The organism is Rudaea sp. (genome assembly GCF_047601565.1).
Classification (GTDB): domain Bacteria; phylum Pseudomonadota; class Gammaproteobacteria; order Xanthomonadales; family Rhodanobacteraceae; genus Rudaea.
In genome coordinates, this window is record NZ_JASGIY010000001.1 from 3,554,018 (window position 1) to 3,570,450 (window position 16,433).

The window sequence follows — 16,433 nt, forward strand, 5'->3', positions numbered from 1 at the left end:
GCGAAACCCGCAGCTCGCGACGTGATCCGCATCACACAATTCCATCGTCGCCATCAGGCTAAATTGACGCCAAGGGGCAATCACGGCCATTTCGGCCACAGGATGAAGAATCCGTGATCATTTTAACGGGATTCCCGATACGTCGCGCCTTGGCATTTCTCGTGTACTTCACCGCCCTGTCGATTCCGCTCGATCGCGCCGCTGCGGAAGGGGAAGCCGTCAACGGTTACCCGAACTGGGCCGAGCGCGTGCTGCTGGAGTGGATGAACCGGGCGCGCTCGGATCCGCAGGCCGATCTGGCTGCCTGCCCGAGCGGCAGTTGCCTGGAATCCTCCTGCTACGGTTCGCCCGCGGCGCCGCGCCATCTCGATTTCAATCTCGAACGTTCCGCGCGCTTCCACGGCGACCACATGCGGATCAACGGTTATTTCGACCATTCCTCGCACTGCACGCTGGTTTCCAATGTTGCGGCCCTGTATCCGAACACCTGCTCCGGCGCCGCCTCCTGTTCCTGTACGCAAGGTGCGCTGAGTAGCGATCAAACTGCCTGGACCAAGTGGGACTCGCGTATGCAAATGTTCGGGGCCACCGTAAGCTCTGCAGGCGAAATCATCGCCGCCGGTTACTCCGGCCCGAATGCGAGTTTCTACGCTTGGCTATACGAGCCGGCTGCCAATTCAAGTTGCGATCCCGACCAGAACAATGGGAACGGGCATCGCTTCCTGATCCTGACCGGCGAATACGGTCCGGCGGCGGGCGCGGGCTACACGAGCACCGGGAACTTCGCGGTGATGGATTTCGCCGGCACGGCATCGGACGGCCACAAGATTCCTTCCGGTTCGCACTACCCGCAGCAGGCGGCGACGGTCGACGCCTGGGCGAACTGGTACGACAGCGCGGGGCCGAGCAGCGCGAAGATCAACGTGGACGGCGTATGCAGCAACATGACGCTGAGTCGCGGCAGCTCGACCAACGGCGCCTGGCACGCGAGCGTCAGCGGCGTCGGCAGCGGCTGCCACCGCTACCAGTTCGCGTTCAAGGACAGCAGCGGCAACAGCGTGTTGTATCCGAGTGCCGGATCGCTGGGAATCGGCAACGGCAGCGCGACCTGTCCGGACTGGAACAGCACCGTGCTGCCCTCCTGCGATGCCACGACCACGCCGACGACCAGTCCGTTCGTCGCGCTCAACCCGGCACGCCTGCTCGACACGCGCGGCGGCGCGCAGACGGTCGATGCCCAGTACGCCGGCACCGGCGCGCTCTACGCCGACAACCAGATCGATCTCGCCGTGCTCGGCCGCGGCGGCCTGCCCGCGGCGGGCGTCGGCGCGGTCGCGCTGAACGTGACGGCGACCAATCCGAGTGCGCCGGGATATGTCACCGTCTGGCCGGGCGACGCGTCGCGCCCGCTCGCATCGAATCTCAACTTCACGACCGGCAGGACCACGCCGAATCTCGTCGTCGTCAAGGTCGGCGCGAACGGGCTGGTTTCGTTGTTCAATTCGGCCGGGCTGACCGATCTAATCGCCGACGTCGTCGGCTATTTCGGCGCCACCTCGAGCCTGACCGCGACGACGCCCGCGCGTCTGCTCGACACGCGCGCGGGCGCGGCCACGGTCGATGGCCAGTTCCAAGGCGGCGGTGCGATGACCGCCGGCGCCACGCTCGGCCTGTCCCTCGCCGGCCGCGCCGGCATGCCCCAGGCCAGCGGACTCGGTGCCGCCATCCTCAATTTCACGGTGGCCAGCCCGACCGCGCCGGGCTATCTCACCGTCTGGCCAAACACGAGCGCGCAGCCGCCGACCTCGAACCTGAATTTCGTCGCCGGCCTGACCGTGCCGAATCTCGTCATCGGCAAGGTCGGCACGGACGGAAAGGTCGCGGTATACAACTCCGCCGGGAGCACCGAGGTGATCGCCGATCTCGAAGGCTGGTTCCCGGCCAGCTCCGAATTGGCCTCGCTGGTGCCGGCGCGATTGATGGACACGCGATCGGGCGCGACGACGGTCGACGGCACGTTCGCCGGCACCGGCGCGCTGGCGGCCGGCGGCAGCGTCAACCTGACCGTGTTGAACCGCGGCGGCGTGCCGGCAAGCGGCGTCGGCGCGGTCGTGCTCAACGTGACCGTGGCCGGCGCCAGCGCACCGGGCTACATCACGGTATGGCCGACCGGATCGACGAAGCCGCTCGCCTCGAGCCTCAACTTCGTGGCGGGCCAGGTGGTGCCGAACGCGGTGATCGCGCGCGTCGGCACCGGCGGCAAGGTTTCGCTGTTCAATTCGTCCGGCAGCACCCACCTCGTGGTCGACGTGGTCGGCTGGTTCGCGCAGTAGCCCTCTACTCGAGCCGCATCAATCGAACAGCTTGCCGGGATTCATCAGTCCCTGCGGATCGAAGACCCGGCGCACGCCGCGCATCAGGTCGATTTCCGCCGCGCTGCGCGTGCCGGACAGGTATGGCTTCTTGACCAGGCCGATGCCGTGCTCGGCGGAAATGCTGCCGCCGTGTCGCGCCAGAACTCCGCTCAGCAGCTTGGTCACACGCTCGCACTGCGCGACGAATTCGGCGTCGCCCAGCTCGGCGGGCTTGAGCACGTTGATGTGCAGGTTGCCGTCGCCGATATGGCCGAACCAGACCATGTCGAACTGCGGGTATTCGCGCGCCAGCAACGCCTGCATTTCGTCGAGGAACGCCGGCACGGCGGAGATGCGTACCGAAATATCATTCTTGTACGGCCTGTGTGAAGCAAGCGATTCGGTGATGCCCTCCCGCAAACGCCACAGCGCCGCGGCCTGCGCTTCGCTCTGGCTCAGCACGCCGTCGTTGACGAGGCCTTGGTTGAGGCACTGCTCGAACACCTCGAGCGCGGCCTGCTGCTGCGCCTCGTCCGCGGCGTCGAATTCGGTGACGACGTAGTACGGCGAGACGTCGTCGAACGGCTTTTGCGCGCCGTGCGCGAGCACGTGATGCAGTGCGCGGTCGGTGAAGAACTCGAATGCCGACAGGTTCAGGCGCCTGCGGCAGACTGCGAACACGCGCATCAGCGCCGCCATCTCCGCCACGGCGAACAGCATCACCTGCGACGCCGGCGGCGGATCGGTCAGGCGCAGCGTCGCCTCGACGACAAGGCCGAGCGTGCCCTCCGCGCCGATGACGAGCTGGCGCAGGTCGTAGCCCGACGAGTTCTTGATCAGGCCGCGGTTGAGTTCGAGCAGGTCGCCGTTCGCGGCGACGAGCTTGAGGCCCGCGACCCACTCGCGCGTATTGCCGTAGCGGATCACGCGAATGCCGCCTGCGTTCGTCGCGATGTTGCCGCCGATCGAGCACGAGCCGCGCGCGGCGAAGTCGACCGGATAGATCAGGCCGTGCTCTGCGGCGGCCTTGTGCACCGTCTCGAGGGCGATGCCGGGCTGCACGGTCAATGTGCGATCGACCGCGTTGAACTCGAGCACGCGATTCATGCGCTCGAAGCTGACGACGAGTTCGCCGCGCGCGGCGACCGCGCCGCCCGACAGGCCCGTGCGCCCGCCCGAAGGCACGAGTGCGACGGCGTGCGCGCTGGCCCAACGCGCAATGGTCTGCACCTCTTCGATCGACGCGGGCAGCGCGATCGCGAGCGGCGCGGGCGTCCAGCGCCGCGTCCAGTCTCTACCGTAGTGTTCGAGATCGGCAGGATCGGTCAGCAGCCTCACATCGGACTGAGTGCGCCGCAACTCGTCCAATGCCGCAATGACTGGCGCCGCGATGCTCGTGGTGCTCTCCGACATGCCGTTTCCCAGTGGTTTCGCACGCATTTTAGCAAGGCCGAGGCAGTGTGTCGCACCGCAACACGGCGCGGCGATTTCTGGCATAGTGACGGGTCTTCGCCCACCTCCGCACCGCCGCCACGCCCCATGATCAAGACTTCGTTCCCCAAGCAAGACATCAAGGTGCTGCTGCTCGAAGGCGTCAGCCAGACGGCGCTCGATACGTTCGAGGCGGCCGGTTACACGAACATCGAATACCACAAGAAGTCGATCCCGACGGACGAATTGAAGAAATCGATCGCCGATGCGCACATCGTCGGCCTCCGCTCGCGCACGAACCTGACCGCCGACGTGTTCGCCCAGGCGAGAAAGCTCATCGCGGTCGGCTGCTTCTGCATCGGCACGAACCAGGTCGACGTCGAGACTGCGGAATCGCTCGGCATTCCGGTGTTCAACGCGCCGTATTCGAACACGCGCAGCGTGGCCGAACTGGTGATAGCGGAGGCCATCATGCTCGCGCGCGGCATTCCGCAGAAGAACGCCGAATGCCACCGCGGCGGCTGGTCGAAATCGGCGCTTGGCAGCGTCGAGGTGCGCGGCAAGACGCTCGGCGTGATCGGCTACGGCCACATCGGCACGCAGATCGGCGTGCTCGCCGAGAGCCTCGGCATGCACGTCGTCTACCACGACATCGAGGCCAAGCTCGCGCTCGGCAACGCACGCGCATCGCAGGGCCTCGACGACCTGCTCGCGCGCGCCGACGTTGTCACCCTGCACGTGCCGGAAACGCCGTCGACGAAATGGATGATCGGCGCGAAAGAGCTCGCCAGGATGAAGCCCGGCGCGCTGCTGATCAATGCCGCGCGCGGCACCGTCGTCGACATCGACGCGCTCGCCGCCGCGCTCAAATCCGGCCATATCGGCGGCGCCGCGATCGACGTGTTCCCGGTCGAGCCGAAAGGCAACGGCGACGAGTTCACCTCGCCGCTGCGCGGCATGGACAACGTGATCCTCACCCCGCACGTCGGCGGTTCGACGCTCGAGGCGCAGGACAACATCGGCATCGAAGTCGCCGCCAAGCTGGTGCGCTACAGCGACAACGGCTCGACGCTGTCAGCGGTCAATTTTCCCGAGGTGTCGCTGCCCGAGCATCCGAAAAGCCAGCGCCTGCTGCACATCCATCGCAACACGCCGGGCATCCTTTCGCGCCTCAACGAGGTGTTCTCGCGCGACAACATCAACATCGACGCGCAGTACCTGCAGACCGACGCAAAGCTGGGCTATGTGGTCATCGACGTGTCGACCACGGCGGCGGATGCGGACAAGTTGCGGAGCGCGCTGGCGGCCATCCCCGGCACGCTGCGTACGCGCGTACTGTACTGATCCCGCCTAATCGCGCACATTTTCCGTCGCGTCGCTGCGCTATGCTGTTCGAATTGGGGCAGCAAGGCAGTTCATGCGAATTTCTCCATCCAGCGCGGCAATCCCGTGTTTTCTGCGTGCGCTGGCGCTCGGCATGGGGCTCGCCCTCGGTTGCGTTGCATCCGCGGCCGGGCCGCCGCGGGTTTCGCCCACTCCCGGCCGTCCCGTCCTGCCGCGTCCGCCGCAGCAGGCCGCGGCGCCGAGTGCCGCCGAAGCCTCGCGTTTCCTCGCGCAGGTGACGTTCGGCCCCACCGACGCCGACATAACGCAGTTGCAGGCGATGGGTTATACGGCATGGCTCGCCGACCAGTTCACCGCGCCAGCCACGCGGCGCATGGATTACCGCAACTGGGTCGAAAACACGCTGCACGAGCCCTTCACCACCGACCACATGCTCGAGGCCTGGTGGCTGGGCGCGCTAGGAGGCCCCGATCCGGCCGATCCCGGCGTGATCCACCGCGACCAGTTGCGCCAGCGCGTCGCTTTCGCGCTGTCGGAAATCTTCGTCGTCTCGACCAAGAACACCCTGATCGACGAGTTTCCCAACGGCCAGGCCTACTTCTACGACGTTCTCGTCAACGATGCGTTCGCCAACTATCGCCAATTGCTCGAAGACGTGACTCTGAGCCCGGCGATGGGCGTCTACCTCAACATGCTGAGCAACCAGCGCGCCGACTCGACCAAGAACATCCATCCGGACGAGAACTACGCACGCGAATCCAACCAGTTGTTCAGCGTGGGACTGACCATGCTCAACCAGGACGGTAGCGAGCAACTCGTCGACGGACAGCCGGTGCCGACCTATACGCAGGACACGGTCAAGGCCTTCGCCCACGTGTTCACCGGCTGGAACTGGTCCGACTGCGTGCCGGCCGATCACGACAATTTCAGCGACTGCGAGGTCGACTGGGACACCGGCGCGAACATGCAACAGCCGATGGCCGCGTTCGCCGACTATCACGACAACGGCACGCGCGCGCCGGACGACCTCTCCGGCAAGCAACTGCTGAACTACGCCGGCGCGGCGAACGGCGGTCTGCTCGTCGACGGCGGCACGCCGCAGAGCGATCTCAAGTTCGCGCTCGACAACATCTTCAATCATCCGAACGTCGGGCCATTCATCGCACGGCAGTTGATCCAGCGTCTGGTCACGAGCAATCCTTCGCCGGCCTATGCGCAGCGCGTCGCCGCGGCGTTCAACGACAACGGTTCGGGCGTGCGCGGCGACCTCAAGGCTGTGGTCAGCGCGATCTTGCTCGACGACGAGGCGCGCAACGGCGCGAGGAAATATCCGGATACCTTCGGCAAATTGCGCGAGCCGCTGCTGCGCCTCTCGCACATCTGGCGGGCGATGGGCGCGCAGCATCGCTGCGGCCATGACACGCTGCGGCAGACCGACAGCGGCTCGTATACCGAGCACTACGCCAACCGCCCGTATCGCTACGCCGGCTGGTATTCGGCCTGGGCGACCAACTACCTGTTCAACCAGCAGCCGCTGTACGCCAATTCCGTGTTCAACTTCTTCACGCCGGGATTCGTGCCGCCCGGCGAGATGACGACGAAGAAGCTGTACGGACCGGAATTCCAGATCACGACCGATTCGCAGGTCGCCGAAGTCACCAACGACGTGCTGCCGCGCGCGATGTGGCTCGACGTCAACGACACCTGCGACGCGGACGACGATTACGGCAACGTCGCGATCGACCACGCGCGCGACCTCGCGCTCGCCGGCAGCGGCCAGGGCGGCCCCTCCGACCCCGCCGACCGGCTCGTCGACGCCTACAACGTCCGCTTCCTGGGCGGGCAGATGTCCGCGTACATGCGCACGACGCTGATCAACTACCTCAACCGCATCGACCACTGGTGGGACAACAACGGCACCCAGGACTGGCGCATCGCGCGCATCCAGCGCGCGCTGTATCTGATCTTCACCTCCCCCGAATACGCGATCCAGAAGTGACCCATGAACTTTGACCGTCGCAAATTCCTCAACCGGACCGTGCAGGCCGCGCTCGGCGCCAGCGTCTATTCCGCCTTCGGCAACCTGCAGCTCGTGCGCGCCGCCGCGCAGGCGAACTACAGCTTCGGCGACTACAAGGCGCTGGTCTGCGTCTTCCTCTACGGCGGCAACGACGCCTTCAACCTGGTCGTGCCGACCGATGCCACGCACTACGCGCAATACCAGGCCGTGCGGCCGACAATCGCGTTGGCAAAGAACACGCTGCTCGCGCTCAACGCGCCCGCGTCGGGTGCCGGCTCGCCGGGCGACGGCGGCAGCTACGGGTTCCATTCCTCGATGCCCGAACTGCAGGCGCTGTTCAACCAGGCGAACAGCCCGGTCGGCATCGTCGCCAACGTCGGCACGCTCGTGCGGCCGGTGACCAAGGCGCAATATCAGGGCGGCAGCGTCGCCCTGCCACCGCAATTGTTCTCGCACAACGACCAGCAGGCCTATTGGCAATCCTCGCCGCCGTCGAACGCGCCGAGCACGGGCTGGGGCGGACGCATCTGCGACCTGCTCGCCAGCGTGAATACTTCGGCGCTGCCGATGCTCAATTCGCTGGCCGGCGAAGACGCGTTCATTCGCGGCGACAGCGGCAACAACTACATCATGAACCCCGACAGCGCGGCGACGATCGACGCGCCCGACTCGTGGGACGACAATGCCAACAATCTGCAGAGCGCCTTCGATGCGCTGCGCGCCTCGGGCACGCAGGCCAATGCGCTCGAGCGCACCTACGCCGCGCAGATGAACCACTCGATCGAAACGGCCGCGCAGATCAATGCGGCGATCAATGCTGCGACCAGCGCTGCGACCAGTCCCCCGGCCAAGCCGCCGTTCGAATCGTTCTTCCCGAACATCAGCGACGGCGATCTCGACCGCCAGCTGTGCACCGTGGCCAAGCTGATCTGGGCGGCAAACAACAACGTCACCGGCTACACCGGGCAGAAGCGGCAGGTGTTTTTCGTTTCCACCGGCGGCTTCGATACGCACGACAACGAGTTGCCGGTGCAGCAGGGATTGTTCGGCGTGCTGTCGAAATCGCTCGCCGGTTTCTACAACGCGCTGAACAAGTACGGTCTCGCATCGACCGCGACCGCGTTCACCGCCTCGGATTTCGGCCGCACGCTGTCCTGCAACGAAGACGGCACCGATCACGGCTGGGCCTCACACCATCTCGTCGTCGGCGGCGCGGTCAAGGGCGGCAAGTTCTACGGCGACAACCTCGCGGGTACCGGCACCGCGGCGATGCCGAGCCTGGCGCTGTCGGCGTCCAATCCGAACGACGCCGGCTACGGCCAGATGATTCCGACCACGTCGGTGGACCAATACTCGGCGACCCTTGCGAGCTGGTTCGGCCTCGGTGCCAGCGATATCGCGCTGCTGTTTCCCAATCTCGCCAATTTCACGATGCGGAATCTCGGGTTCGTTTGACTCTCGGCGACGTTCCGTCGCGGATCCTTGATAGCACGAAGATGAAATGAAAAAAGCCACCGCACGCGGTGGCTTTTTATTTGGATCGTTGGTCGGGGCGGCGGGATTCGAACCCACGACCCCCTGCCCCCCAGGCAGATGCGCTACCAGGCTGCGCTACGCCCCGACGTTGTTTTTGCAATCGTCCCTGATCGCGAAAATCACGAAGCGGCCATCCTTGGGCCGCACTTTTCAATAACAGCCGAATTCTAACAGATGTCGATGGATCAATGCTTGAGGATATGCAGCACTTCTTCCAGTTCCATGCGCACCTGGCGCACGATCTGGTTGGAGATGCTCGTCTCCGCGCGCGCCTGCTGGCCTTCGAGGCGCTGGCGCGCGCCGGTGATGGTGAAGCCCTGGTCGTAGAGCAGCGCGCGGATCTGGCGGATCATCAGCACGTCGTGGCGCTGGTAGTAACGGCGGTTGCCGCGGCGCTTGACTGGCTTGAGGTTCGAGAATTCCTGCTCCCAGTAACGCAGCACGTGCGGCTTGACCGCGCACAGCTCGCTGACTTCACCGATCGTGAAGTAGCGCTTGGCCGGAATGACCGGCAGTTCGTTGTTACTGCCTTGATCCAGCATAGGACTCGACTTTGAGCTTGAGCTTCTGTCCGGGGCGGAACGTTACCACTCGGCGCGCGGAGATCGGGATCTCCTCGCCGGTCTTCGGGTTGCGTCCGGGTCGCTGGTTCTTCTTGCGCAGATCGAAATTGCCAAAGCCGGAGAGCTTGACCTGTTCGCCGCGTTCGAGCGCCTCGCGCACGACGTCGAAAAACGCGTCGACGAATTCCTTCGCCTCGCGCTTGTTCAGGCCGACGTCCGTGAACAGACGTTCGGCCATTTCCGCTTTGGTGAGTGCCGTCATCCTACCCCCTCAATCTCGCCTGGCAGTCGCGTTCCAGCGCCGCGACTGCCAAACCGACGCCATGATCCGCATCGGCATCGGTAAGAGTGCGCGAATCATCCTGCAAAATCAAGCCGATGGCGACACTTTTTAGTCCTTGTGCGAGATTTGGCCCGGCATAACGGTCGAATACGAAAACTTCGCGCAGAATCCTGCCGACGGCGCGGCGCACGGCTGCCTCGACTGTGGCGTAGCTCACATTTTCCTGTAGCTCGAACGACAAATCGCGGCGCACCAGAGGGAATCTAGGCACCGCCGCACAGCGCGGCAGCGCACGCGCGACGAGCGGTTCCATGTCGAACTCGAAGGCGTAGACGTCGACATCGAAATCCAGCGTCTTCAACAGTCGGGGATGCAAGGAACCGAAACTGCCGACGACCGCGCCGCCGCGCAGCACGTCCGCGGAACGCCCGGGGTGCAACCAACATGCCGCGGATGCCGTGGTAAGGAACGCGCCCGCATCGCCGCTCAGCGCGAACAGCGACTCCACGTCGCCCTTCACGTCGTAGAAATCGACCGCGCGCCGGTCCGAGGCCCACTGCAATTCGTGTGCGTTGCCACAGACGACGCCGGCGATGCGGACGGTTTCGACCGCTCCCTCAGTGCCGTGCCTGAACACTTTGCCGACCTCGAACAGCCGCACCCGCTCCTGCTGACGACGGCGATTGGCGATCAGCGCCGAGACCAAGCCCGGCAGCAGCGAGGTGCGCATCGTGCCGAGGTCGGCGGCAAGCGGATTGGCGAGCGCGATCGCACCGACGTCGAGCCGCCAGCGCTTGAGCAACTCCGCATCGAGGAACGCGTAGGTGACCGCTTCGCGATAATCGCGAGCGGCGAGCTGACGGCGCAGCGCAGCCTCGTCGACGCGCGTTTCCGATGGCTCGGCGACGCGGATCTCGCCAGCCGGCGTCGTCGTCGGGATTTTTTCGTAGCCGTGGATACGCGCGACTTCCTCGATCAGATCCTCCTCGATCGCGATATCGAAACGCCAGGTCGGCGACGTGGCGAGCCAACCTTCCGCCACCGCTTCGATCTGCATGCCGAGCGCGGTCAGGATACGCGCCACGTCCGCATCGGCGACGTCGATGCCGAGCACACGCTTCAGGCGCGCGCGACGCAGTGTCACGGCCGCCGGCGGAACCAGGAACTGCGGCAGCATCGCCTCGGTGATCGGCCCCGCCTTGCCGCCGCCGAACTCCACGATCAGCTGCGTCGCGCGTTCGAGCGCGCGGCGAGGCAATTCGGGATCGACGCCGCGCTCGAAACGGTGCGAGGCGTCGGTGTGCATGCCGAGCTTGCGCGCGCGGCCGCTGATCGCGGTCGGCGCGAAATGCGCGGCTTCGAGGAACACGTCGCGCGTCGCGTCGGTCACGCGCGTCTCGTAGCCGCCCATGATGCCGGCGAGCGCGACCGGCTTGTCGGCGTCGGTGATGACGAGGAATTCGGGATCGAGCTTGGCTTCGGACTCGTCGAGCAGTTTCAGGCTCTCGCCCCCGCGCGCGCGGCGCACGCCGATCGCGCCGGTCAGCGTCGCCGCATCGAACGCGTGCAGCGGCTGGCCCATTTCGAGCAGCACGTAGTTGGTCACGTCGACGAGCAGGCTGATCGGCCGTGAGCCGCTACGGCGCAGGCGCTCGGCCATCCAGAATGGCGTGCGCGCGTTCGCATCGATGCCTTCGATCAGGCGGCCGCAGTAGCGCGGGCAGTCGGCGCCGGCCTGCAGTTCGACCTTGCGCTCGTGCGTTGTCGTCGCGGCGGTAGTCGCGATCGCGGGCGCGGCGACAGCCACGCCGAAGATCGCCGCCACATCGCGCGCGACGCCCTGCACGGACAGGCAGTCGGGGCGATTGGGCGTCAGCTTGATTTCGATCGCCGCATCGGGCAGTTGCAGATATTCCGCGAGCGGCTTGCCGACCGGCGCATCGCCGGGCAGTTCGAGCAGGCCGGAAGCGTCCGCGTCGATGCCGAGCTCCTTCGCCGAACAGAGCATGCCGAACGAATCGACGCCGCGCAGCGCGGCCTTCTTGATCGGCATGCCGTTCGGCATCGTCGTGCCGACGGTCGCCAGCGGCGCTTTCAACCCCGCCCGCGCATTCGGCGCGCCGCAGACGATCTGCACGACTTCCTCGCCGATCGCCACTTTGCACACGCGCAATTTGTCCGCATTCGGATGCTGCGTGCATTCGACGATCTCGGCGACGACCACGCCTTCGAGCGCGGAACCGATCGCTTCGACACCCTCGACTTCGAGGCCGGCCATCGTCAGCTTGTGGCACAACTCGTCGCGCGTCGCATCGACGGAGACGAGTTCGCGCAGCCAGTTTTCGGAGAATTTCATTGGGGCTCGCCGTTTCTTTTGATCGTCATTCCCGCGCAGGCGGGAATGACGATGTCTGTGGTGTTATCCAAACTGCTTGAGAAACCGCACGTCGTTCTCGAAGAACGCGCGCAGGTCGTCGACGCCGTAGCGCAGCATCGCGAAGCGCTCGACGCCCATGCCGAAGGCGAAGCCGGTGTATTTCTCCGGATCGATCCGGCAGGCGCGCAGCACGTTCGGATGGACCATGCCGCAGCCGAGCACTTCGAGCCATGCGGTCGAGCCGTCCTCGCGGTTCCAGCGGATGTCGACCTCGGCGCCCGGTTCGACGAACGGGAAGTAGCTCGGTCGGAAACGCATCTCGAAATCGCGCTCGAAGAACGCGCGCACGAACTCGGCGAGCGTGCCTTTCAGGTCGGCGAACGTCGAGGTCTCGTCGACGAGCAGGCCCTCGAGCTGATGGAACATCGGGCTATGGGTCTGGTCGGAATCGGAGCGATAGACCTTGCCTGGCGCAATCACGCGCAGCGGCGGCGTACGGCCGGTCATCGCGCGGATCTGCACGGGCGACGTATGCGTGCGCAGGAGCCGGCCGTCGGGGAAATAAAATGTGTCGTGCATCGCGCGCGCCGGATGGTGCGGCGGGAAATTCAGCGCTTCGAAGTTGTGCCAGTCGTCCTCGATCTCGGGGCCGTCGGCGACCTCGTAGCCAAGGCGCGAGAAGATGTCGATCATGCGCTCGAACGTGCGCGTGATCGGGTGCAGCGTGCCGCGTTGGCCGTTGCGGCCCGGCAGGGTGACGTCGATCGATTCCGACGCGAGGCGCGCATCCAGTGCAGCCTGCTCCAGCATTTCGCGACGCACGAGAATGGCGTCGTTGAGGCTTTCTTTCGCGCGATTGACCCTCTCGCCATGCGCCTTGCGCTGGTCCGGCGGCAGCTTGCCGAGCGACTTCAACTGCTCGGTGACGAGGCCCGTCTTGCCGAGCAGCGAAACGCGCAATGCGTCGAGCGCGTCGAGTGAAGCGGCGTCTTTGATCTGGCCTAATGCCCGATCGACTTGGATATCGAGTTCGCTCACGTTTTTCCCGTTTGCAAAAAACAAGGGAGCGTAGCCTGAAGGCCCGCTCCCGAGTAATCATCGCAGCACGCGGAAGCGCTGCGGATGCTGCGTGGCTGATTACGCCGCGAGGCTGGCTTTCGCTTTTTCAGCCAGCGCGCCGAATGCCGCGATGTCGTGCACGGCGATGTCGGCGAGCACCTTGCGGTCGACCGTGATGTTGGCCTTCTTCAGGCCGTTCATCAGGCGGCTGTAGGACAGGCCGAACTGGCGCGCGCCGGCGTTGATGCGCACGATCCACAGCGCGCGGAACTGGCGCTTCTTCTGCTTGCGGCCGATGTAGGCGTACTGGCCGGCCTTGATGACCGCCTGCTTGGCGGCGCGGAAAACCTTGCGGCGGGCGTTGTAGTAGCCCTTCGCGCGGGAAATGATCTTCTTGTGTCGACGGCGGGCGACGACACCACGTTTGACTCGTGCCATGGTTTCGTCTCCTTACACGTAGGGAAGCATGCGCGCGATGCGACCGGAGTCTTCTTTGCGCACGATGTTGGGACCGCGCAGACCGCGTTTGCGCTTGGTCGACTTCTTGGTCAGGATGTGGCTCTTGAAGGCATGGCCGGCCTTGTACTTGCCGGACGCCGTCTTGCGGAACCGCTTGGCGGCGGCCCGATTGGTCTTGATCTTGGGCATGGCCCAGTCTCCTTGGGTTGATTTGTATACTCGCCCGAGCGGCAGCGTCGCTGCACTTTCCATCCTGCTCCGGCTTAGCTTGTTTAAGCCTGCGTCGCCGCAGGCGGGTTCCAATCTTTTTGCTTCCCTTCTCCCACCGGGAGAAGGTGGCGCGAAGCGCCGGATGAGGGAAAAGCTTCGCACGCTCGCTATTCCACGACAACCTGAAAGGCGCTTCCCTCATCCGCCCTTCGGGCACCTTCTCCCACCGGGAGAAGGGAAGAAAAGCTACTGCTTCTTCTTCGGCGCCACCATCATCACCATCTGTCGGCCTTCGAAGCGCGGGAAGCTTTCGACCACCGCTTCCTCGGCAACGTCCGCCTGGATGCGCTTGACCATCTGCTCGCCCAACTCCGTGTGCGCCATTTCGCGGCCCTTGAAGCGGACGACGACCTTGACCTTGTCGCCTTCTTCGAGGAAGCGCTTCATGTTGCGCAGCTTCACGTTGTAGTCGCCGTCCTCGGTCGAGGGGCGGAACTTCAGCTCCTTGATCTCGACCTGCTTAGTCTTGCGCTTGGCCGCGTGCGCCTTCTTCTGCTGCTCGAACTTGAACTTGCCGTAGTCCATGATGCGGCAAACGGGCGGATCGGCGGTCGGTTGGATTTCGACCAGATCCAGACCCAGATCGGAAGCCATCGTCAGCGCTTCGTCGCGCGACAGGATGCCTACCTGCTCTCCTTCGGCGCCGATGACGCGCACCCGCGGAACACGAATCTCCGTGTTCTTGCGGTTAGCTTTTTCAGTGGCTATAAATGTGTCTCCGGTAATTAATTAAAGGAATTCAAAGAGATATCAAGAATTCTTGAATTCGTTTCGCAGTCTGTCGGCGAACCCGGAAATCGTCATCGATCCCAAGTCCTCGCCCGACCGCGCACGCACGGCGACGAGCCCGAGTTCCTTTTCGCGATCGCCGACCACGAGAAGGTACGGAATCTTCTGCAACGTGTGTTCGCGTATTTTATAGCCGATTTTCTCGTTGCGCAAATCCGCCTCGATGCGGAAACCTTGCCGGACAAGGGCTTGCGCCGTTTCCTCGACGAAACCGGCCTGCGCGTCGGTAATGTTCATCACCACCGCCTGCACCGGCGCGAGCCAGGCCGGGAACTGGCCGGCGTGATGCTCGATCAGGATGCCGATGAAGCGTTCCAGCGAACCGACGATGGCCCGGTGCAGCATCGCCGGCGTGCGGCGTTGCGAACGTTCGTCCACGTATTCGGCGCCAAGTCGTTCTGGCATGAAGAAATCGACCTGCATCGTGCCCAACTGCCAAGAGCGGCCGATGGAATCGCGCAGGTGGTATTCGATCTTCGGCGCGTAGAACGCGCCCTCGCCCGGAAGCTCCTCCCACGCCACGCCTGTCGCGCGCAGTGCGCGACGCAGCATTTCCTCGGTACGGTCCCAGAACTCATCGGAACCCAAGCGCTTTTCCGGGCGCAGGGCGAGTTTCACCGAAATATCGGTAAAGCCGAAATCCGAATAGACCTGGAGCGCCTGCCTGTGGAATGCCGTCACTTCCGACTCGATCTGGTCTTCCGTGCAGAAGATGTGGCCGTCGTCCTGGGTGAAGCCGCGAACGCGCAGGATGCCGTGCAGCGCGCCGGACGGCTCGTTGCGATGGCAGGCGCCGAATTCGCCGTAGCGGATCGGCAGGTCGCGATAGCTGTGCAGGCCGTGGTTGAAGATCTGCACGTGGCCCGGGCAGTTCATCGGCTTCAAGGCGTAGGTGCGCTTCTCCGATTCGGTGAAGAACATGTTCTCCTTGTAGTTGTCCCAGTGGCCGGACTTCTGCCACAGCGATACGTCGAGCACCTGCGGACAGCGCACTTCCTGATAGCCCGATTCGCGGTACACGCGGCGCATGTACTGCTCGACGACCTGCCAGATCGACCAGCCCTTCGGATGCCAGAACACGAGGCCCGGCCCCTCTTCCTGCACGTGGAACAGGTCGAGCTGCTTGCCGATCTTGCGATGGTCGCGCTTCTCCGCTTCCTCGATCTGGGTCAGGTAGGCTTTGAGATCCTTGTCGTTGAGCCACGCCGTGCCGTAGACGCGCTGGAGCATCTCGTTGTTCGAGTCGCCGCGCCAGTACGCGCCGGCGACCTTCATGAGCTTGAACGCGCGCAGCTTGTTCGTGTTCGGCACGTGCGGGCCGCGGCACAGGTCGACGAACTCGCCCTGCGAATACAGCGACAGCTCCTCGTTCGCCGGAATCGACTCGATGATCTGCGCCTTGTATTCCTCGTTCTTGCCGCGGAAGAACTTCACCGCGTCGTCGCGCGACATCACGCTGCGAGAAACCGGCAAATTCTCGGCGACGATCTTCTTCATCTCGGCCTCGATTTTTTCGAGGTCTTCCGGCGTGAACGGCGTCTTGCGCGCGAAGTCGTAGTAGAAGCCGTTGTCGATCACCGGGCCGATCGTGACCTGCGTGTCCGGGAACAGGCGCTGCGTCGCCTGCGCGAGCAGGTGCGCGGTCGAATGGCGCAGTATGTCGAGCGCCTCGGGGCTCTTGTCGGTGACGATCGCGAGATTGGCGTCGTACTCGATCGGATAACTCGTATCGACGAGGCGGCCGTCGACCTTGCCGGCCAGCGCGGCCTTGGCCAGACCGGCGCCGATCGACGCGGCGACATCGGCCACGGACACGGCGTGCTCGAACTGGCGCTGGCTGCCGTCGGGGAGAGTGATGTTGATCATGATGGTTCTTCGTGAAAAATGCGGCGATGAACGGCCGCCTTTCGGCTTCCGCCGCTACCTACGGCGGCAAAAACAATCCAAC

13 protein-coding genes and 1 tRNA gene are annotated in these 16,433 nt (G+C 64.6%); 4 read left to right on the forward strand and 10 right to left on the reverse strand.

The genetic code is table 11. From position 1 onward, the window contains the following. The first annotated feature begins 149 nt into the window (after positions 1–149). Positions 150–2,333: a hypothetical protein gene (locus tag QM741_RS15835; protein WP_415208610.1), complete on the forward strand. Its 2,184-nt coding sequence runs from the start codon at positions 150–152 to the stop codon at positions 2,331–2,333. Positions 2,334–2,351: 18 nt separating this feature from the next. Here the strand turns inward: QM741_RS15835 and QM741_RS15840 are convergent, their stop codons facing one another. Then, positions 2,352–3,767, reverse strand: coding sequence for an FAD-binding oxidoreductase (locus QM741_RS15840; RefSeq protein ID WP_415208611.1), 1,416 nt, complete (start codon positions 3,765–3,767; stop codon positions 2,352–2,354). Between the two features lie 126 nt (positions 3,768–3,893). On the opposite strand from QM741_RS15840, the gene serA reads away from it, so the two are divergent. The 3 genes from serA to QM741_RS15855 all read left to right on the forward strand — a co-directional run bounded on the left by serA (position 3,894) and on the right by QM741_RS15855 (position 8,604). Further along, the gene (gene serA / locus QM741_RS15845) at positions 3,894–5,129 is read left to right on the forward strand and encodes a phosphoglycerate dehydrogenase (RefSeq protein ID WP_415208612.1); all 1,236 of its coding nucleotides are present in this window, start codon (positions 3,894–3,896) and stop codon (positions 5,127–5,129) included. A 73-nt stretch (positions 5,130–5,202) separates the two neighbouring features. Next, entirely contained in the window at positions 5,203–7,128 is a 1,926-nt protein-coding gene (locus tag QM741_RS15850; protein WP_415208613.1) for a DUF1800 domain-containing protein, read from the forward strand. A gap of 3 nt (positions 7,129–7,131) precedes the next feature. After that, positions 7,132–8,604 (forward strand): DUF1501 domain-containing protein, encoded by a 1,473-nt coding sequence (locus QM741_RS15855; protein WP_415208614.1) that lies wholly within the window; start codon positions 7,132–7,134, stop codon positions 8,602–8,604. An 89-nt stretch (positions 8,605–8,693) separates the two neighbouring features. Here the strand turns inward: QM741_RS15855 and QM741_RS15860 are convergent. The 9 genes from QM741_RS15860 to thrS all read right to left on the reverse strand — a co-directional run bounded on the left by QM741_RS15860 (position 8,694) and on the right by thrS (position 16,351). After that, positions 8,694–8,770 (reverse strand) — tRNA-Pro (locus tag QM741_RS15860). Positions 8,771–8,870: 100 nt separating this feature from the next. Then, on the reverse strand, positions 8,871–9,227 hold the full coding sequence (locus QM741_RS15865; RefSeq protein ID WP_415208615.1) for a MerR family transcriptional regulator: 357 nt from the start codon (positions 9,225–9,227) through the stop codon (positions 8,871–8,873). After that, positions 9,208–9,510 carry an integration host factor subunit alpha gene (locus QM741_RS15870; protein WP_018973528.1) on the reverse strand — a complete coding sequence of 101 codons (303 nt, stop codon included), beginning with the start codon at positions 9,508–9,510 and terminating at the stop codon, positions 9,208–9,210. Before QM741_RS15870 ends, QM741_RS15865 begins: the two co-directional genes overlap by 20 nt. Before the next feature lies 1 nt (position 9,511). Continuing rightward, a complete protein-coding gene (pheT, locus tag QM741_RS15875) occupies positions 9,512–11,887 on the reverse strand; it encodes a phenylalanine--tRNA ligase subunit beta (RefSeq protein ID WP_415208616.1) in 2,376 nt (791 codons plus the stop codon). A gap of 63 nt (positions 11,888–11,950) precedes the next feature. Beyond that, entirely contained in the window at positions 11,951–12,946 is a 996-nt protein-coding gene (pheS, locus tag QM741_RS15880; RefSeq protein WP_415208617.1) for a phenylalanine--tRNA ligase subunit alpha, read from the reverse strand. 99 nt (positions 12,947–13,045) lie between these two features. After that, positions 13,046–13,405 carry a 50S ribosomal protein L20 gene (gene rplT, locus QM741_RS15885; protein ID WP_347262556.1) on the reverse strand — a complete coding sequence of 120 codons (360 nt, stop codon included), beginning with the start codon at positions 13,403–13,405 and terminating at the stop codon, positions 13,046–13,048. Between the two features lie 12 nt (positions 13,406–13,417). Further along, entirely contained in the window at positions 13,418–13,615 is a 198-nt protein-coding gene (gene rpmI / locus QM741_RS15890) for a 50S ribosomal protein L35 (protein ID WP_018973532.1), read from the reverse strand. A 267-nt stretch (positions 13,616–13,882) separates the two neighbouring features. Then, the gene (gene infC / locus QM741_RS15895) at positions 13,883–14,404 is read right to left on the reverse strand and encodes a translation initiation factor IF-3 (RefSeq protein WP_415209145.1); all 522 of its coding nucleotides are present in this window, start codon (positions 14,402–14,404) and stop codon (positions 13,883–13,885) included. Positions 14,405–14,446: 42 nt separating this feature from the next. Further along, positions 14,447–16,351 carry a threonine--tRNA ligase gene (thrS, locus tag QM741_RS15900; RefSeq protein ID WP_415208618.1) on the reverse strand — a complete coding sequence of 635 codons (1,905 nt, stop codon included), beginning with the start codon at positions 16,349–16,351 and terminating at the stop codon, positions 14,447–14,449. Positions 16,352–16,433 lie beyond the last annotated feature (82 nt).

Coding starts and splice junctions, on each gene's coding strand:
- QM741_RS15840 (WP_415208611.1), bottom strand. CDS start 3,767: ATGTCGGAGAGCACCACGAGCATCGCGGCGCCAGTCATTGCGGCATTG.
- serA (WP_415208612.1), top strand. CDS start 3,894: ATGATCAAGACTTCGTTCCCCAAGCAAGACATCAAGGTGCTGCTGCTC.
- QM741_RS15850 (WP_415208613.1), top strand. CDS start 5,203: ATGCGAATTTCTCCATCCAGCGCGGCAATCCCGTGTTTTCTGCGTGCG.
- QM741_RS15855 (WP_415208614.1), top strand. CDS start 7,132: ATGAACTTTGACCGTCGCAAATTCCTCAACCGGACCGTGCAGGCCGCG.
- QM741_RS15865 (WP_415208615.1), bottom strand. CDS start 9,227: ATGCTGGATCAAGGCAGTAACAACGAACTGCCGGTCATTCCGGCCAAG.
- QM741_RS15870 (WP_018973528.1), bottom strand. CDS start 9,510: ATGACGGCACTCACCAAAGCGGAAATGGCCGAACGTCTGTTCACGGAC.
- pheT (WP_415208616.1), bottom strand. CDS start 11,887: ATGAAATTCTCCGAAAACTGGCTGCGCGAACTCGTCTCCGTCGATGCG.
- rplT (WP_347262556.1), bottom strand. CDS start 13,405: ATGGCACGAGTCAAACGTGGTGTCGTCGCCCGCCGTCGACACAAGAAG.
- rpmI (WP_018973532.1), bottom strand. CDS start 13,615: ATGCCCAAGATCAAGACCAATCGGGCCGCCGCCAAGCGGTTCCGCAAG.
- thrS (WP_415208618.1), bottom strand. CDS start 16,351: ATGATCAACATCACTCTCCCCGACGGCAGCCAGCGCCAGTTCGAGCAC.